The 17725-nt window shown below is 67.1% G+C and carries 19 protein-coding genes; 3 read left to right on the forward strand and 16 right to left on the reverse strand.

What is annotated here, in order from left to right; translation table 11 throughout:
• Positions 1-35: 35 nt before the first annotated feature.
• From NP4_RS19215 to NP4_RS19225, 3 genes are all read right to left on the reverse strand, one after another.
• The gene (locus tag NP4_RS19215) at positions 36-725 is read right to left on the reverse strand and encodes a response regulator (RefSeq protein ID WP_062505398.1); all 690 of its coding nucleotides are present in this window, start codon (positions 723-725) and stop codon (positions 36-38) included.
• Positions 722-1978 (reverse strand): sensor histidine kinase, encoded by a 1257-nt coding sequence (locus NP4_RS19220; protein ID WP_067999602.1) that lies wholly within the window; start codon positions 1976-1978, stop codon positions 722-724. The genes NP4_RS19215 and NP4_RS19220 overlap by 4 nt, the downstream gene beginning before the upstream one ends.
• Before the next feature lie 300 nt (positions 1979-2278).
• Positions 2279-2656 (reverse strand): winged helix-turn-helix transcriptional regulator, encoded by a 378-nt coding sequence (locus NP4_RS19225; RefSeq protein WP_067999603.1) that lies wholly within the window; start codon positions 2654-2656, stop codon positions 2279-2281.
• A 90-nt stretch (positions 2657-2746) separates the two neighbouring features.
• On the opposite strand from NP4_RS19225, the gene NP4_RS19230 reads away from it, so the two are divergent.
• Positions 2747-3397, forward strand: coding sequence for an NADPH-dependent F420 reductase (locus NP4_RS19230; protein ID WP_062505393.1), 651 nt, complete (start codon positions 2747-2749; stop codon positions 3395-3397).
• Between the two features lie 63 nt (positions 3398-3460).
• Here the strand turns inward: NP4_RS19230 and NP4_RS19235 are convergent, their stop codons facing one another.
• From NP4_RS19235 to NP4_RS41670, 4 genes are all read right to left on the reverse strand, one after another.
• Complete coding sequence (locus tag NP4_RS19235) at positions 3461-5518, reverse strand: CocE/NonD family hydrolase (protein WP_067999605.1); 2058 nt, start codon at positions 5516-5518, stop codon at positions 3461-3463.
• Positions 5519-5835: 317 nt separating this feature from the next.
• Positions 5836-6570, reverse strand: a complete 735-nt coding sequence (locus tag NP4_RS19240; RefSeq protein WP_067999839.1) for a S1 family peptidase — start codon at positions 6568-6570, stop codon at positions 5836-5838.
• Positions 6571-6744: 174 nt separating this feature from the next.
• A complete protein-coding gene (locus tag NP4_RS19245) occupies positions 6745-7482 on the reverse strand; it encodes a phosphoglyceromutase (protein ID WP_067999607.1) in 738 nt (245 codons plus the stop codon).
• A 45-nt stretch (positions 7483-7527) separates the two neighbouring features.
• The gene (locus NP4_RS41670; protein ID WP_169813767.1) at positions 7528-7704 is read right to left on the reverse strand and encodes a KOW domain-containing RNA-binding protein; all 177 of its coding nucleotides are present in this window, start codon (positions 7702-7704) and stop codon (positions 7528-7530) included.
• 83 nt (positions 7705-7787) lie between these two features.
• On the opposite strand from NP4_RS41670, the gene NP4_RS19250 reads away from it, so the two are divergent.
• Positions 7788-7997 carry a DUF4287 domain-containing protein gene (locus NP4_RS19250; protein WP_067999609.1) on the forward strand — a complete coding sequence of 70 codons (210 nt, stop codon included), beginning with the start codon at positions 7788-7790 and terminating at the stop codon, positions 7995-7997.
• 2 nt (positions 7998-7999) lie between these two features.
• Here NP4_RS19250 and NP4_RS19255 read toward each other — a convergent pair whose 3' ends face one another.
• The 7 genes from NP4_RS19255 to NP4_RS19285 form a co-directional block, all read right to left on the reverse strand.
• Positions 8000-8905 (reverse strand): ROK family protein, encoded by a 906-nt coding sequence (locus NP4_RS19255; RefSeq protein ID WP_067999613.1) that lies wholly within the window; start codon positions 8903-8905, stop codon positions 8000-8002.
• A gap of 309 nt (positions 8906-9214) precedes the next feature.
• Positions 9215-10333 (reverse strand): serine hydrolase domain-containing protein, encoded by a 1119-nt coding sequence (locus NP4_RS19260; RefSeq protein WP_067999614.1) that lies wholly within the window; start codon positions 10331-10333, stop codon positions 9215-9217.
• Positions 10334-10340: 7 nt separating this feature from the next.
• Positions 10341-11186: a helix-turn-helix domain-containing protein gene (locus NP4_RS19265; protein WP_245997716.1), complete on the reverse strand. Its 846-nt coding sequence runs from the start codon at positions 11184-11186 to the stop codon at positions 10341-10343.
• 24 nt (positions 11187-11210) lie between these two features.
• Positions 11211-11693 (reverse strand): type III secretion system chaperone family protein, encoded by a 483-nt coding sequence (locus NP4_RS19270; protein WP_067999841.1) that lies wholly within the window; start codon positions 11691-11693, stop codon positions 11211-11213.
• An 11-nt stretch (positions 11694-11704) separates the two neighbouring features.
• Positions 11705-13078, reverse strand: a complete 1374-nt coding sequence (gene mshA / locus NP4_RS19275; protein ID WP_373863847.1) for a D-inositol-3-phosphate glycosyltransferase — start codon at positions 13076-13078, stop codon at positions 11705-11707.
• A gap of 291 nt (positions 13079-13369) precedes the next feature.
• Positions 13370-14062: a carbon-nitrogen hydrolase family protein gene (locus NP4_RS19280; RefSeq protein WP_067999619.1), complete on the reverse strand. Its 693-nt coding sequence runs from the start codon at positions 14060-14062 to the stop codon at positions 13370-13372.
• Between the two features lie 9 nt (positions 14063-14071).
• A complete protein-coding gene (locus NP4_RS19285) occupies positions 14072-14896 on the reverse strand; it encodes an alpha/beta fold hydrolase (RefSeq protein WP_067999620.1) in 825 nt (274 codons plus the stop codon).
• A 46-nt stretch (positions 14897-14942) separates the two neighbouring features.
• Here NP4_RS19285 and NP4_RS19290 point away from each other — a divergent pair, with 46 nt between their 5' ends.
• Positions 14943-15677 carry an SDR family NAD(P)-dependent oxidoreductase gene (locus NP4_RS19290; RefSeq protein ID WP_067999622.1) on the forward strand — a complete coding sequence of 245 codons (735 nt, stop codon included), beginning with the start codon at positions 14943-14945 and terminating at the stop codon, positions 15675-15677.
• Between the two features lie 260 nt (positions 15678-15937).
• On the opposite strand, the gene NP4_RS19295 is transcribed toward NP4_RS19290, so the two are convergent.
• Positions 15938-16360, reverse strand: a complete 423-nt coding sequence (locus NP4_RS19295) for a DUF4442 domain-containing protein (RefSeq protein WP_067999624.1) — start codon at positions 16358-16360, stop codon at positions 15938-15940.
• Between the two features lie 97 nt (positions 16361-16457).
• Positions 16458-17663: a L,D-transpeptidase gene (locus tag NP4_RS19300; RefSeq protein ID WP_067999843.1), complete on the reverse strand. Its 1206-nt coding sequence runs from the start codon at positions 17661-17663 to the stop codon at positions 16458-16460.
• Between the last annotated feature and the right edge of the window lie 62 nt (positions 17664-17725).

A 17725-nucleotide genomic window follows, 5' to 3' on the forward strand; every position in this document is an offset into this window, starting at 1 on the left:
CGCCGAGGGGCGGCCGCGGTTTTCGCTGTATCCGATCAGGCCTCGAGCTTGTAACCCAGCCCGCGCACGGTCACCAGATGCTCCGGCTTGGCCGGATCCGCCTCGATCTTCGAACGCAGCCGCTTCACATGCACATCGAGGGTCTTGGTGTCGCCGACATAGTCCGCGCCCCAGACTCGATCGATGAGCTGGCCGCGGGTCAGCACCCGGCCGGAATTGCGCAGCAGATATTCGAGCAGATCGAATTCCTTGAGCGGCAGGGTGACCGGCTTGCCGTTCACCTGCACGGTGTGCCGATCGACATCCATGCGCACCGGCCCCGCCTCCAGTACGCCGCTCTCGTTCGAGCCGTCGACATCCTCACCGGCGCCGCGGCGCAGCACGGCGCGAATGCGCGCGATCAACTCGCGCGACGAATACGGCTTGGTGACGTAATCGTCGGCGCCGAGCTCCAACCCGACCACCTTGTCGATCTCGCTGTCGCGGGCGGTCACCATGATCACCGGAACGCTGCTGCGCGTCCGCAGCTGCTTGCACACATCGGTGCCGCTCATGCCGGGCAGCATGAGGTCGAGCAGCACGATATCGGCGCCCGAGCGGTCGAATTCGGCCAGCGCGGACGGGCCGTCGCCGACTACCGTGACCTCGAACCCCTCCTTGCGCAGCAGAAATGCGAGCGGATCGGCCAGCGACTCCTCGTCCTCGACGATCAGGACACTCGTCATCGGGTTGCCTCCACACCATTGGGTCTGGCCCGCCCTGCGGGGCGCGGACCTGTTTCCTTCTTGCCCACCTGGATGGCGGTGGGGCCCTTTTTCTCCGCCGGGTTGACGGAATTCTGGTCGTCGGTTTCGACCGCGGGGATGCGCAGCGTGAACGTCGAGCCGGTCCCCAGCTTGCTCCACAGGGTGATTTCACCGTTGTGATTGGCGGCCACGTGTTTGACGATAGCCAGGCCGAGACCGGTCCCGCCGGTGGCTCGCGAACGGGCCTTGTCGGCGCGGAAAAAGCGCTCGAACACCCGCTCCTGATCCTCTTTGGCGATTCCGATACCGCGGTCGGTGACCGCGACGTTCACATGTCCGCCGCGCAGCGATCGGCTCACCGAGACGTGCGATCCCTTGGGCGAATAGTTGATGGCGTTCTCGACCAGATTCGACAGCGCGGTCACCAGCAGCGTCTCGTCGCCGAGCATTTCCAAACCGCTGTTGCGATCGGTGCTCACGGTGATTCCGGCGGCCTCGGCCGCGGTGCGTGAGCGCTCGATGGCCGCATTGACCACGGTATCCACATCGACGGCCTCGAGCTGCGGCAGTTTCTCCGCGCCCTGCAGCCGCGACAGCGCGATCAATTCGGTGACCATCTTGCCCATGCGCCGGGTCTCGCCCAGCAGGCGCTCGCCGAAATGGCGCACCGAATCCGGATCGTCGGCCGATTCCATCAGGGCCTCGGCCAGCAGGCTCATCGCGCCGACGGGCGTCTTGAGTTCGTGGCTGACATTGGCCACGAAATCGCGCCGGGTCGCCTCCATCCGCGCCTGTTCGGAATCGTCGTCGGCGAACAGCACAACGAAGCTGGAACCCTCGCGCGAGAGCGGCCGGGCCACACCGCGCACGGCGATGCGCCCGCGCCCGGGCACCGGATGTTTGGCGGTCACGTCGAAGTCGGCGCTCTCGCCCGAGGCGATGACCTTCTCCACCGCGGCCCACGCGCGCTCGTCGAGCAGCCGGTCCTTGACCAGGCCGAGCTCCTCGGCTCGCGGATTCACCAGCACCACATCGCGATATTCGTCGACGACCGCGATACCGCTCTCCGAGGCGAGCACGATCAGATCGAGCACCTGGGACATGGTCAGCCCCGTATCGGCCTCGCGGCGCTGGGCCTGACGGGCATTGACGTAAGGGATGAGCAGACCACCGACGGCCAGACCTACGACGGCCGCGAGAATTGCCAGCAGCACGGCCTGGGGAACGCTCACAATTGAATCGTACGATCGCGGAAGCGCTCACCAAGTCCGGGTTCGCGAAGTTTCGCGCAGGTCACGGGGGCTTATGCGGTTGTTAGCCGGGTGTTTACGCAGAGTTCGGCCTGTCCGGAGGCGATTCCGGACGGCGGTTCTGCCCGCGTATCACGATCTCGCGGGCACTTTTCCTTGCGGCACCGCTCATCTCACCAGTGCGCGAAGCCGACGTGAACTGTGATCCATTGTGCCGCGCGCAGTGGCCGACACCGCAGCCGAGGAAGACTGTGATATGCGCCTCATTCGTCGCGACTGGTCTCATTCCTCGTCGAGCCCGGCCAGCCCCGCGCTGACGGATTCGCCGTGCTCACGCACCCATTCTCCCAGGGCGTACAGCGGACCGAGCAGATCTCTTCCCGCCGCGGTCAATTCGTATTCCACCCGGGGCGGGGCCTCGGCGTAGCGATGCCGCTGCACCAGCCGCATGGCCTGCATGCGCCGCAGGGTCTGGGTGAGCATCTTCTGGCTGATGCCGCCGATCGTCTCGCGCAGCTCACCCGGGCGCATCGGGCCGTTGCGCAGCGCGTACACGATCACCGCCAGCCAGGAGTTGCCGAACAGATCCATACCGAGCCGGGCCGGGCAGTCGGCCACGAAATCACCATAGGGCGGAAACGTCACCCCTGTTGTCGTCACCGTTCCAGCTTGCCGGATCCATTGCGCACCCGGGGGTGCCCATCGGAACTTCTAGCGTCGGCTCCGACATCCGTCGAACAAGGAGTTGCCATGAGAATCGGAATAGTCGGCGCGGGCGGGATGGCTCGGGCGCTGGGCGGCGGCTGGGCCGCGGCCGGGCACGAGATCGTCGTCGGCGCACGGGATTCGGCCCGGGCGCGGGATGCGGCCGCGGCCATCGGCCACGGCGCTCGCGGGGAAACCATCGCCGCCGCAGCCGAATTCGGCGAGGCGGTACTGCTCGCGGTGCCGGTCGCCGCCTTGACCGAGGTACTCACCGCGACCGGACCGCTGACCGGTCGCACGGTGATCGACTGCACCAATGCGTTCGAACCGGATACCGGCGGCTTCGTACTGTCGGAACCGGCCGTCGCCGAACGCATCTCGGCGACCGTGCCCGAGGCGCGGGTGGTGAAGGCGTTCAATCTCTGCGCCGCCGAGGTCTGGGCGTCGCCGGAGCGGGTGTTCGAGGGCCGTCGCCTGGTCGTTCCGCTGTGCGGCGACGATCCGGCGGCCGTCGCGCGCGTGGCGGCCCTCACCGAGGATCTGAAGCTGACCCCGGCGCGCGGCGGCGGTCTCGCCCAGGCCCGCTATCTGGAGGCGACCGGCGCGTTCCTCGTCGGACTCTGGTTCGGCGGCACCGATATTCGCGCCGTCTTCCCGCCGATCGAGGCCGCGTTCACCGAGCCGGACCACGCCTGACACAGGAAAAGTCCCGGGGCGCACGCCGTTGTGCGCGCCCGGGACAGCCGGGGAGCGACGGAACTACCAGCCCGTATTGCCGCGGACGGGGATGTTCACGAAGCTCGGGGCATTCGGATCCAGTTGCAGGTGTTCGGGTTTCAGGCCGGTGTCGGCCAGCATCGGGCCGATCGGCAGGCCCTTGGGGAAGTTGCCCGCGAACACATCGATGCGCAGCCGGTGGCCGGGCGCGAGGACGGCCTGGGTTCCGGACAGGGCGATATCGAGCGTGGTCGCCTCACCCGGCACCGTCGGCTGACGCCGCGCCAGCGAATCGTAGGGACGCGGATCGGTGTAGTCGCCGTTGGCCGAACGCGCGCTGGCCGAATCGTCGATCTCCCGCAGTGAGGCCATCAGCTGACCCGACGACAACACCGTCGATTGCCCGTCCGGCGCGACATCGTTGACCGTCACCGTCCAGTAGCCGTCGGTGGCGTCCTGAACCGTGTTGAGCCGCACCGCGATCGGGCCGGAGATGGTGGTGGCGTCGGCGACGGGCGCGCTGGTGAAGGTGAGCCCGTTGGATTCCGCGATCCGCGAATCCTCACCGCAGGCGTTGATGATCGACAGGATGCCCGCGGTGCCCTGGGCGGCGTCGTTGGAGCACAGCGTGCTCAGCCCCGGCGCGACCGTCAGCCGCGTGCTGTCCCCGTCCGGATCGACGGTCAGCGAACCGTCGTAGAGGCTGTTGGCGGTGCCGCTTCGGTTGGCGGACAGATACATTCGCCGATAGCCACCGGCCTCCTCGGCGGGCGCGGAGGCCCCGAAGCCCGCCTGGGTGGCCCAGCCGCCCGTACCCTGCTGATACAGCGTCACCGGCCCATAGCCGTCGATGCCGTTATCGATTCCCTTGAGCCACTTGTCGAACCACGCGCGCTGCAGCACATCCAGCCGCGGCGGCAGGCCCGGCTTACCGTAGTCGTTGCCCGAGTTCAGGTGATAGGTGTTGCCCATCAGCAGCTGCTTCTCGCCGGGCGGCAGCGGAATGTCGTTGTAGATCTTGGATTCGGAGTAGGTGAACAGGTCGTGCCAGCCGCCGACGACGAAGGTCGGCACCTGCACCCGGCTCGGATCGCCCAGCCACGCTTGGCGTTCGGAGCTGAAGTCGGTCAGCATGCCCTTCACCCGCGGGTCCAGATCGTCCATGCGCACGCTGGCATACGCGTTGAGCAGTACGTCCATATAGGTCAGCGGGCTCGCGGCGCGATCGGCCAGCCACTGGGTGTCGAATTTGCCCTGCAGCAGCGACTGCACATCGGGCACCCACTTGGTGGTGTTGATCGCGGTGAGCCACAACGGAATGAAGGTCAGACCGAAACCGCCGCCGGGCGCGAGCACATCCTGGACCAGATCGCTGCCCGGGACGATGGGGAAGATCGCCTTGAGCGCGGGCGGACGCTTCTCGGCGGCCTGCATCTGGTTGATGGCCGAGTAGGAGATGCCGCTCATGCCGACATTGCCGTCGGACCAGGGCTGACGCGAGGCCCAGTCGATCACCTCGACCGAATCCTGCTGTTCGCGCTGGCGCAACATATCCCATTCGCCCTGGGAGAATCCGGTGCCGCGGGTATCGACGACGACCTGGGCGTAACCGCTCTTGATCAGCTGCCGGTCGACCGAGAAGTTGCGCAGTTCACCGCCGCCGAAGGCTTTGGTCAGATCGGTGACGCCCGACAGGGGCGTACCGCTGAAGTCGATCTGCCGCAACAGATTCAGCAGCAGATCCGACAGGCCCGGAATCGAGCCCGCGTGGTCGGCGAGATTGCTGACCAGCTTGGTGTACGGGGTCAGGTTCACCACGACCGGTGTCTGCGTATCGATCGGACGGCCCGAGGCATCCGCGGGGCGATAGACATTCGCCTTCAGCACGGTGCCGTCACTCATCGTGATCGGCACATCCCACTGGATATTGATATTCGGGTACTGCTGCGGGCCGTCCTCGGTGGCGGTCCACGCCGCACCTGCCGCTCCCCCGTCCGCTCCGGTCGACACCGGTGCGGCGCTCGCGGTGCCCGGACCCAAGAACGGAAGGGTGACGGTGGTGGCCACCGCGGCCACTGTGACGCGCAGCGCGTACTTCATCGGACGTGATCCACCTCTCGCAATGGTCGAACGTCCGAGAGCCTAACTACCCGTTAGTAAGTTGCAAACCCTCGGTTACACCAACTGCAACCGATTTCTCTCAAAGCCTCAACTCGATACAAGGGCGGCGCTGACCTGGCGGATTGCCTACCGAAAGTTGTCCGGACCACTTCCCACCGGCCCGTATGTGACTGCCGCCACCCCTTTAGCAAGATCGCTTAGCAGATATAGCAATGCCATAGCTACGGTCGCGTAGGAGTGATCAGTCTCACTGCTATCGAGAGACGGTGGCGACCGCAGGCCGCCACCGAACTCGTTCAGGACAGTCGGAAGCCGGAGCCCGGCCCGCCCGTGCGGTCGATATCGCGCAGCACGATCTGGATCGTGGTGGCGGCGTCGGGCTGATGGATGACATCACCCGCGCCCTGGCAGGACGGCAGCGGCACGGTCACCGGGCCGACCTGGAAGTCCTTACCCGCCACGACCATTCCGACCAGCTGATCCCCGCGCAGCACCGGCGCGCCGGAGTCGCCGTGATCGGCGCAGACATGGCTGGCGAACCAGGCCTGATGGGTTTCCCAGACGATGCCGCAGGTGAAGCCGGTGGTGCGGCCGTTCTTGCAGACGTTGTCGCCGACGCCCGGTCCGGCGGCCACGCCGTTGATCACCGACTGGGTCACCTGCCGCGTCGCGACCACACGCGTGGCATCGAATTCGATGACGGCCCAGTCCAAATCCTCGCTCCTGGCGGTGACGCGGCCGACCACACCGGCGTGCGGATCGTATTCGGCCAGCAGGCGGGAACCGATCTGACCGCAGTGTCCGGCGGTCAGGCCGACGAGGCGGTTGTCATGGTCGTAGCCGATGGCCGTAAGAGTGCAGTCGGCGGCCTTCCCGGGATCGTCGAGCTGTTCGACGATGATGCCGGAGCCGCCGCCCAGGGTGACCGGGGCGTCGGCGGCGGCGGTGCCGGTGGTGAATGCGGCGGCGGCCAATGCCGTCACCGTCGCGGCGGCCCAGGAAACGACTCGGGCGCGTCCCGCTGCGAACATATATTCGTCTCTTTCTGCGTGCCCGGCTATCCGGGTGGTGAGGGATCGATCCATCGCCGGGCAGCAACGAGCTCCCCGTGCGATGGAACGAAAGATCCTCTGGCAGAAAGCGTTTCAGCGACAGCCCGACGCTGAACGGCAGGACATTACCAGGGTCGGGTGAACAACGCGGGTTTATTTACCGCCCTGGTTGGCGACCGCGGCCGCACCGGCCGCGGCGGCCTCCGGATCGAGGTACTCGCCGGAACCGACCGGGTGCAGGTTCTCGTCCAGTTCGTAGCGCAGTGGAATGCCGGTGGGGATGTTGAGTCCGGCGATGTCCTCGTCGGAGATGTTCTCCAGGTGCTTGACCAGCGCGCGCAGCGAATTGCCGTGCGCGGCAACGAGAACGGTCTTACCGGCGAGGAGATCCTTGGAGATCGTCGACTCCCAGTAGGGCACCATGCGGGCCACGACATCCTGCAGGCATTCGGTGCGCGGCACGTCGATGCCGTCGTAGCGCGGATCGCCGGCCTGGCTGTACTCGTCGTCGAGTTCGATCTGCGGCGGCGGGGTGTCGTAGCTGCGCCGCCACAGCATGAACTGCTCGTCGCCGTACTTGTCGCGGACCTGGGCCTTGTTCTTGCCCTGCAGCGCGCCGTAGTGGCGCTCGTTGAGACGCCAGTCGCGGACCACCGGGATCCAGTGCCGGTCGGCGGCGTCGAGGGCCAGATTGGCGGTGCTGATCGCGCGGCGCAGCAGGGAGGTGTAGACGATATCGGGCAGGATGCCCCGCTCGGCCAGCAATTCTCCGGCGCGCTTGCCCTCGGCCTGACCCTTATCGGTGAGATGCACGTCCACCCAGCCGGTGAACAGGTTCAGGGCGTTCCATTCGCTCTCGCCGTGGCGCAGCAAAACGAGGGTGTACGTCATGCGGCCATCCTGCCACGATGGCGATACCGCTGCTCACCGGCCCGGCTAGGCGGGCTCGGCCTCTCCGAAGGCGACGATCACGCGGTGCCGACGGCGGCCCATGGGTATGTCGAGGCCGAGTTCGCCGCGGTCGGTGTCGACCTCGCGCACCACGCCACAGCAGCCCTGGAACGGCCCGCGCGGCACGAAAACCACATCCCCTGGGAAGAATTCGACACGCACTCGACTCACGCTAACCGAGAACAGTGAGCTGAACCACAACCGCGGAGCGGTCAGTTTCGGGGGGTTGCCCCGTCTTTACGGGCATGAGCGACAACAGGACCGCGGTGCGGGGCCCAGCCTCCTACTTCCCGTCCATCGAACAGAAGTACGGACGGCCGATCGAGCAGTGGCTGGAGCTGATTCGCGCATCGGAGCTGACCAAGCATATGGAGCTGGTGGCCTGGTTGAAGAGTGAATACGGCCTCGGGCACGGCCATGCCAATGCGCTCGTGGCGCATGTGCGCGCCGCCTGAGTTCAGTCGTATTCGTCGGCGGTGGCGTGCCCGGCCGCCAGCACGCCCGCGCCGACCAGGGTGGCGCCGTTGGTGATTCGCGATTTCAGCACGCGCAGCTCGCGCAGGAATCCGAGCCGGGCGTGCTTCGCGATCGCGGCGCGCATCGGATCCCACAGCGGCGCACCGGATTCGGCGAAGCCGCCGCCGATCACCACCCGATCGATGTCAAGTAGCGCGGCGGCGGAGGAAATCGCCTGTCCCAGTGCGGTGCCCGCGCGTTCCAGGGCGGCGAGCGCAATGGGCTCACCCGCCTGCGCGGCCTGGGACAGCTCGACGCCGGTCGTACCGGACCAGCCCTGTGAACGTGCCCAGCGCACCGAGGACATGCCGCTGGCCACGGCCTCCACACAGCCGACCCCGCCGCACCCGCACGGCTCGTCCCACCCCGGCACCACGATGTGACCGATATGTCCGGCGTTGCCGGTGCGGCCCACCGCGACCCGGCCGTCGATGATGATGCCGCCCCCGATTCCGGAGGAGACGGTCATCGCCAGCCCGTCACGCACTCCGCGCAGATCCCCGATGTGATGTTCGGCCAGCGCCAGACAGGCCCCGTCGACCGCGAATCGAATCACGGCCGCCGGAAACAACTCCTGCACCGAGGCGACGATCGGGAACCCGGAATTCCACTCGGGAATATTCAACGGCGCGGTAACCCCCGACCGCACATCCACCGGCCCCGCCGACCCGATCCCGACCGCCGTCACCCGCTCCCCACCGGCCACCTCGACCAGCAATTCCCGACACGCCTCCCACACCTTCGCCCCCGGCACCGCAACCTGCCGCACCCCCCGCACCTGCCGTCCGGCACGCACAACCCCCGCCGCGAATTTGGTCGCCCCGATATCGAGAGCCAGCACAGTCATCCGAGATCACCTTCCGTCAATGTCCCGGCGAAAAGCATGCCGGGAACATAGAGGGAGCGCCAGGGCCGGGAACATAGAGGGAACGCCAGAGCCCGGAACATAGAGGGAACGCCAGAGCCCGGAACATAGAGGGAACGCCAGAGCCCGGAACATAGAGGGAACGCCAGAGCCCGGAACATAGAGGGAACGCCAGAGCCCGGAACATAGAGGGAACGCTAGGCCCGGGAACATCCGATGAGCGTTAGAGCCGGGAACATCTGATGAGCGCTAGGCCCGGGAACATAAGGGGAGCGCTAGGGTCGCGGTGGGTCAGCCGCCGAGGGCGGTTCGGTAGAAGGATGCGAGGGCTGGGTCTATGGGGTGGGGTTGGGGTTTTCCTTCGGGGGATAGGTGGTTCCAGCGTTGTAGGTTTATTGCGAGGGACATTTGGCGGGTGTGGTCGGCGCTGGTCAGGGATATTGCGCCGCCGCCCCAGACCGAGCCGTCGTGGCCCCAGAAGGTGCCGAGGCCGGGGATTTCCTGGCGGTGCAGGCCGAGGCCGTAGTCGATGGTCTTTCCCTCGAAGGAGATGACCGGGACGGTGCGTTGCATCTGGGCCAGCGACGACGGGCTGATGATTTCTCCCGTGAGCAGCAGGCCGAAGAAGCGGTTCAGATCGGCGACGGTCGAGATCAGCGAGGCGGCGGGGCCCACCCAGGACATATCGAAGACGCTGAAATCCTGTGGCGGGTCGATCATGCCGAACCAGGACTCGTAGAGCTTGGAATGCGGGCCGTCCACATAGGGCCCGGTCGGTAGTTCGGTATCGCGCAGGCCCGCGCGTTCGATGACATCGCGGGTAATGCACTTCTCCGCGCTGGTCCCGGTCACCGCTTCCAGAAGTTGGCACAGGAGAAGGAAATTGGTGTTGGAGTAAACGCCCGGATGTCCACCGGGAGTATCGACCGCGGGCGCGCCGACTCCCATTTCGATCAGTTCGATCGGATGGAACCGCGTGAACCGATTGTCGCGCAGACTCTTCGGCGTCGTACGCGCCATGGCCGGGAATTCGGCCAGGGACGGATAGGCATACGGAAGGTATTCGGCGAGACCGCTGGTGTGATTGATCAGCATTCGTATCGTGATCGCCGCACCGCGTTCTCCCGGAACCAGCGCGGGCAGATAGTGCCCGATGGGCGCGTCCAACTCGATGCGACCCTCGTCGACCTGCCGCAGCACCGCGGCGGCGGTGAAGGATTTGGTGACACTACCGACGCGATGTCGCATATCGGCGGTGACGGGACGGCCGGAGTCGAGGTCGGCCACTCCGGCGGCGCCGCGCCAGATCCGTTCGCCGTCACGCACTTCGGCGAACAGCCCCGGCATTCCCGCGCGGTGGACATTCTCTATCGCGGCATCGAGTTCCGCGGGATCGAGGTCGTATTTCACGACCTCACTATCGGTCGGCCGATGCCACGCCGTATTGGAAAAAAGTTCCCCACGCCCGATGGCGATATCGCGCGACGGTCGGCAGGTGTTGCGCCGTCAATGCCCCAGGCGGCCGCTCGGTGAAAATGGCTACGTCCCGGCACAGATGAGCCTGATCGGTATAGCCGCACGCCGCGGCGACCTCGGCGGCGGGCCGCCCCGCCAGCAGACCGTCGACCGCGCTCCGAAAACGGACCAGCATCGCGAACCGCTTGGGCGTGAGGCCGGTCTGGGCCTCGAATCTCGCCCACAGCCGTTTCCGACTCCAACCGCAGGATTCGGCTAGTGCGGCGACCCTGCCCTGCCCGCGCGAGACGATGATGCGATTCCAGGTCTCGATCACTTCCGGATCCGGCGACGCCGACGGCGATTCGCGTTGTGCCAGAAACGTTTTCGTCAGGTCGAAGCGACACTCCCAGGACGCGGCCTCGGCGAGCCGCTCGCGCAGCGAGGACACCGGAGAACCCCACAGGTCCTCGAGTCCGAGTACCGCGGAGCCCAGATCGGTTGGGGCGACCCCCAATAGCGCACGGGCCCGCAGCGGCGACAGCCGCACCTCGACGCATTCGGCGCGCTCGCCGCGAATTCGCGTCGCCTTGATGGGAAGTCCCGCGACGAAGCCGGTGAGCGTCTGGCGACCATCGGCATTGTCGACGGTCAGCGCGTCGTTCCCGAACCCGATCAACACGGTGACCACGGGGGCTCCGGCAACCCGAAGATCCAGCCCCGCGCCCCCGCGATCGCGGAAGCCGAGCATCGCGACACCGGACATCGGCCCGGCATCGGCCGGACCCGCGAAATCCCACTCTCCCACGCCATCCAGGCTACGGGTGCGCGGTCACTCCTCGACCAGATGCTCGAAGGCGCGCAGATTCTTCAGCGACTCCCCGCGCGACACCCGCCACTTCCATTCGCGGCGAATGGATTCCGCGAAGCCGAGTTCGAGCAGCACATTGAAGTCGGCGTCGACGGCCTCGAGGATCTGACCGAAGATGCGATCGAGTTCGTCGGCGGTCACGGCGTGCGTGGCGACGCGGCCGACCAGGTAGATATCGCCGACGCGGTCGAGTGTGTAGGCGACGCCGTAGAGGCGGCGATTACGGCGCAGCAGGAATTTGTAGACGCCCTCGAAGTTCTCGTCCGGCTTGCGGCAGACGAAGCATTCATGGCGCAGGCCGTGCTTGCCGACGGTCAGCATGACGGTCGTCTTCAGCTTGCGCTCACCGGGCAGCACGACGATGAAGACGTCCTCGCCCTCGCGCGTGTACTCGACCTCCCGATCGCGCAGCGTGTCCTCGATGAGCTGCGCGGTTTCGGGAATCGTTGGCTCGCTCACCGGCGCACCGCTCCTATCCGGCGCCGCCACAGCGCCCGCGACCTGGCTTGATTACTCTCTGCGAGCAACGTACCCGCCAGTCGCGATCGCACACCTCGATGGCCCGACAGCGCCTCGGCATAGCTGTCCAGCAATCCCTCGGCCGTATGTTCCCAGGAGAATTCGGCGGCATGGTCGCGCGCCGCGAGACCCATCCGACCCAGCCGCGCGGGATCGTTCAGCAGCGACCGCAGGGCCGCGGCCCATTCCTCGGTGCTGTGATCGGGCACCAGCAGTCCGGACACCCCATCGCGCACCGCGGTCCCCAGCCCGCCCACATGCGCGGCCAGTACGGGCGTCCCGCTGGCCTGCGCCTCGATCGCGACCAGGCCGAAGGATTCGTTGTAGCTGGGCACCGCCACCAGATCCGCGGCGCGATAGACCTGCACGAGCCGATGCGGCGGCTGCGGCGGCAGGAAGGTCACGCGATCGGCGATCCCGAGGTCGGCGGCCAATTCGATCAGGGCATCGGGACGATCCAGGCCGGTGCCGGACGGACCGCCCACGATCAGCACGCGCAGGGCCCGTCCGGGCTCGGCGGTCAGCACCCGCGCCGCGGCCCGGATCAGGACGTCGGGCGCCTTGAGCGGCTGGATCCGGCCGATGAAGGCCACCACCTGCTCATCCGGGGACAGGCCCAGTTCGGCGCGGGCGGCCGCCTTGTCGCCGGGGTGATAGCGGGCCAGATCCGCACCCGGCAGCACCACATCGATGCGATCGGGTTCGGCCCCGTACAGCTCGACCAGCTGCCGGGCCTCCTCGGCGGTATTGGCGACCAGGCGATCGGATTCGGCGACGAGCTGCTTCTCCCCGATTTCGCGGGCGGGCGGTTCGGGTACGTCGCCCACGGCCAGATAGGCGTTCTTCACCGCGGCCAGGGTGTGCGCGGTGTGCACGAGCGGCACCCGCCATCGATCCCGGGCCAGCCAGCCCACCTGGCCGGACAGCCAGTAGTGCGAATGGATGAGGTCGTAGTGGCCGGGCTGATGCCGCGCCTCCTGCCGCAGCACCTCGGCCGCGAACGGGCACAGCTGGGTGGGCAGATCGTGTTTGTCGAGGCCCTCGAACGGCCCGGCCACCACATTGCGGACCAGCACACCGGGCGCGGCCTCGACGACCGGTTCGTCGTTGGAGGAGGTGGCGCGGGTGAAGATCTCGACCTCGACGCCGCGGCGGGCCAGCTGGAGGGCGGTCTGCAGCACGTAGACGTTCATGCCGCCCGCATCGCCGGTACCCGGTTGCGCCAGTGGTGAGGTGTGCACCGACAACACGGCGATCCGATTCGGCCGTAGGTCCGCACGTTGACTCACTACTCCAGTGTGCACGCCCACCGGAACCGTCCGGCGCGACCTGCGCCACCAAGTGACTGCCATCACAACGCGATACACCGCAATCTGCGAGATTCGATCCGAGATCCCGGCGCGCATGATTTCAGCGGCGGTCCGGCAAATATCAAGCGACACAAGCACAACCGCAGCGAGGCATAGCCGAACATCGCCGCGCGCAATACGTTCGATGCGACGATCCGGGCATCGACCGGAGTGCGTGCGTTGCCTCACACCCGACGAACGAGGTGGGCGCGCTCCGGGTTCGACGACACGCGAACCGGATCCCGGATCCGGTCAGCCCGCGAGGGTGTGCCAGACGACGTCGCCCGGTTCGTCGCTCGCCTCGACCAGTAGCTCTCCGATTGCCGACCAGATGCCCGAGCGGCCACACGTCCGATCGAATCCGCCGCCGGTGGGCCCGGCGAAGACGGCGACCGCGACCGGGACGCCGTGGGCGGCGGCCACGCGGCGGGCCCGCTCACCGGCCACTTCGGCCTCGTCGTCGGCATTGACCACACCGGCGAGGTAGGCGTGCATACCCAGCGCGGCGGTGTCGGCGGCGTGTTCGGGGAATTTGGTGTCGCGGCATACGGCCAGGCCGAGTCGCCAGCCGTCGACCTCGAGCACCGCGGGCGCGCCGGGGATGAACCGGTCCGATTCGCTGCCGTGCAGGTAGACCTTGCCGTACACCACCGACGCGCCGTCGCCGTCGATGCCGAGTACCCCGATGCGCGGGCCCGCGACCGGCGCACCGGCCAGGGCCAGCGCACCCGTTTCGGCGCAGGCCTCGACGATCGGGCTCAATCGCTCGTCGTCGGGCGCGATGATTTCGGCGTCCAGTTCGTAGCCGGTCAGCGACAGTTCGGGGAACAGCACCACCCGCGCCCGCGCCTCCCGAATGGCCCGCGCGTGTTCGACCGCGTTGGCGGCCACCTCGTGCGCGAGGCATTTGGGTTGCGCCACAGCTATTTTCAGATCACTCCGCACGAGCCGAGCCTAGTTCAGACCGTCGACGAACTCGCCGACCTCGGCGACGAAGCGGGCGGTGTCCTCGACGAACAGGCCGTGCTGGGCGCCCTCCCAGTAGGAGGTGCGCACATCCGGCGCGGCATCGGCGATGTAGCGGCCGTTGTCGATCGGGACGACCGGATCGTCGGTTCCGTGCAGAACCAGGACCGGAACATCAAGGGTGCGAAGGGTTTCGGTGTTGTCGACGGTGCGATAGAACAGCGCCTTGCGCACCCGCGGCGGGGTCGACAGGCTGCCGCCGAACAGGCGTTGCGCGTCCGCGCCCTTGTCGCGCGCCCGGCCGGTGTTGGCGCTGCCGAAGGCGGAGAATCCGCGCACGGCCTTGCCCGCGCTCTCCTCGAAGACGTCGGGAATCGCCTTCTGCATGGCCGGGCCGGTATTCGCGCCGGGCACGCCGCGGCCGATATTCGCCTGCGAACCGCAGTACACGACGCCCGCGATCGCACCGGTGCCGTAGGCGGTCAGATAGTCGCTGAGCACGATGCCGCCGTAGGACCAGCCCAGCAGCACCGCGCCGGTGTCGATGCCCTCGCCCGCGAGCACCGCGGCGATATCGGCGGCCCAGTTCTTCGGATCGTCGTATCCGGCCTCCGGCGCGCCCGAGTAGCCGTGGCCGCGCAGATCGACCGCGATGACCCGGAACCGCTGGGCGAGTTCCGACGCGGCCGCGCCCCAGTTGAGCAGGTTGCCCGCCCAGCCGTGCAGCAGCACCAGCGGCCGTCCGTCCGCCGGTCCGGTCGCCCGGTACACGATGGTCGTTCCGTCCGCGCTCACAACTTCCCGAATCGCCATGAGGCCAGGCTAGTTGCCCGATCCGTCCGGACCTTAAGCTCGGGCCATGAGCACTCGTACCGCTGTCGTCACCGGGGCCAGTTCGGGAATCGGCGAGGCCACCGCCCGCGCGCTCGCCGAACAGGGCTTTCACGTCTATGTGGGCGCCCGGCGGGTGGACCGGCTCGAGAAGTTGGCCGCCGAGATCGGCGGGACGGCGCTGCCGCTGGATGTGACCGACGAGGAGTCGGTGCGGGCCTTCACCGAGGCGATCGAGCGGGTCGACGTGCTGGTCAACAATGCCGGCGGCGCGAAGGGGATGGCCACGGTCGCCGAGGCCGATCTCGACGACTGGCGCTGGATGTGGGAAACCAATGTCCTCGGCACCCTGCGCATTACCAAGGCCCTGCTCCCCAAACTGATCGCCTCCGGCGACGGCCTGATCGTCACGGTCACCTCGGTGGCCGCTTTCCACGCCTACGACAACGGCTCCGGCTACACCACCGCCAAACACGCCCAGGCCGTCCTGCACCGCACCCTGCGCGGCGAACTACTCGGCAAACCGGTCCGCCTCACCGAAATCGCCCCCGGCGCAGTGGAAACCGAATTCTCCCTGGTCCGCTTCAACGGCGACTCCGACCGCGCCGCCAAGGTCTACGAGGGCATCGATCCTCTCGTAGCCCAGGACATAGCCGAAATAATCGCCTTCACCGCCTCCCGCCCCTCCCACGTGAACCTCGACACCATCATCGTGAAACCCCGAGACCAGGCCGACCCGGGCCGCTTCGCCCGCCACAAGTAACCCCGCTCGCTTCGCTCGCGGGGGAAGTTGAGTTCGCCGCGGGCCAAGATGAGTTCGCCGCGGGGCAAGATGAGTTCGCCGCGGGAGAAGATGAGTTCGCTGCGGGAAAGAGGAATTTACCTGCGGGAAAGAGGAATACGACCGCGGGAGGGTAGCCGTTTTCGCGGGGAGGCGAGAGATTCGCTTGCGGGATAGAACGGGGCCGGCTCGGGAATGATGGATGTGACTGCCCGGGAGGTGAACTGGCTTACGGTCCGGGGTCAGTGCGGAGTTGATTTGCGGACGTAGAGGTCCTGGGTGGCGCGGGCTACGAGATTGCCTGTGGAGTCGAGGATCTGGGCTTCGTGGGTGGTGATGGATTTGCCGCCGGAGTTTGTGGTTCGGCGGATTTCCTCGGTGGTCGCCAGGGGCATGAGCATTGTGCAGTGGACAGTGCCGCGGCCCGGAGCGAGGAATTGCATTGCGGCCGTGGTATTCCAGACTCGATAGCCGGGACCCAGTCGGCCGTACGCCATCATGCCGAAGAAGGGGTCGGTCATGGCGAACAGCGACCAGCCGGGGGCGGCTACATTGTGGTTGGAGTTCCAGCGGCGGACTTCGAGGCTGACGTGGGCGGAGGTCCAGTCGTCGGCGAATCGGTCCACTCGGACGCCGAGGAAAAGCAGCGGCGGTGCCACGTTCATGACCACGCGCAGCCGACGCGGGGTCAGCAGCCCCTGCGGCAGCGTGCGACCCGCCCAGGGCCCTTGGTCGAACCGTCGCCAAGGGCCCCTGGCCGCGCTAATTTCCCCCGCGAACCGGCCCCGGCGGCACGGGTGTGGCCGAGACGACCGAGGACGGTTCGCCGTGCAGGGCCGACATGGTCAGCCAGGTGTCCCAGTCGATGGTCCAGTCGTAGATGTCGCCGTCGGCGGCGGACAGGGCGATGGAGGTGCCGGTTACCTCAACCGGGTCGCCGTACATGGCTGTGGGGAAGTATTTCTGGGCGTCGCCGGTGCTGAGGTTGATACAGCCGTTGGTTACGTTCGAATTGCCTTGGGCGGAGGCGGATTCGGGGTTGGCGTGGATGAATTCGCCGTTGTTGGAGATGCGGACCGCCCAGCGTTCGCGAACATTGGTGTAGAAGGGCGGATTCGACATCATGAAATCTTCGTATTTCTCGGTCACCACGTGGATGCCCGAGCGGGTGACGTTGCGCGGTTCGTTGCCCTCGCCGTAACTGCAGGCGAAGTCGAAGACCGTATCGCCGTCGCGCACCACCTGCACGCGATGGCTCGGCGCGTGACCCTTCACGATCTGCGCCCGGCCGATCTTGAATTCGGAGGTCAGATCGGAATCGCCGTAGAAGCTGTCGCCCAGATCCAGGCCGTACAGCTTGGCGGACAGATTCACCTCGGTCCCGGGCGCCCAGTAGTTGCGCGGCCGCCAATGCGCCCGCGAACCGCCGTTGTCGTCGGGCAGCCACGCCCAGCCGCCCTCGGTCGGCGGCGTCGTGGTGACCGTCAGCGCCTTCTCGACGGCCGCCTTGTTGGCGACATGCTTCTTGAACTGCAGGATGATCGAGGCCGCGATGCCGACCTGCTGGCCGTCGCCGATATTGATCGTGGCGGGCACGGTCGCCTTCGGCTGCACCGTGCTGAACTTGCCCTCGATCGGCACGGGCTTGTTGTCGGTGCCGACCGCGGTGCCCGACCAGCTGTAGGTCACGCCGTACCCGAGCGGTTCGGTGACCTTGAAACTGGTCTTGTCCGGCGACAACTCGCCCTTGACCTGCTTACCGCCCGGATTGCTCAGCGCCACCTGGTCGATTCGACCGCTGACCACCGAAAGCGATACCGGCGCAGTGGGATTGACATCGGATTTGCCATTGCCCGGCTCGAAACTCACCTTGGCGACCGGCGGCTTCTCCTTCGGCGCGGCATTACCACCGCTTCCGGAACCGCTGGAACATCCGGCCACCAGCGCGGCGGCCGCCAGCTGTCCCATTCCGACCAGCACGGCACGTCGGCCAGCAATCTCTCGAACGCTCACTTCCTCGAATTTACCGC

Source organism: Nocardia pseudobrasiliensis NBRC 108224, assembly GCF_001613105.1.
Lineage (GTDB): Bacteria > Actinomycetota > Actinomycetes > Mycobacteriales > Mycobacteriaceae > Nocardia > Nocardia pseudobrasiliensis.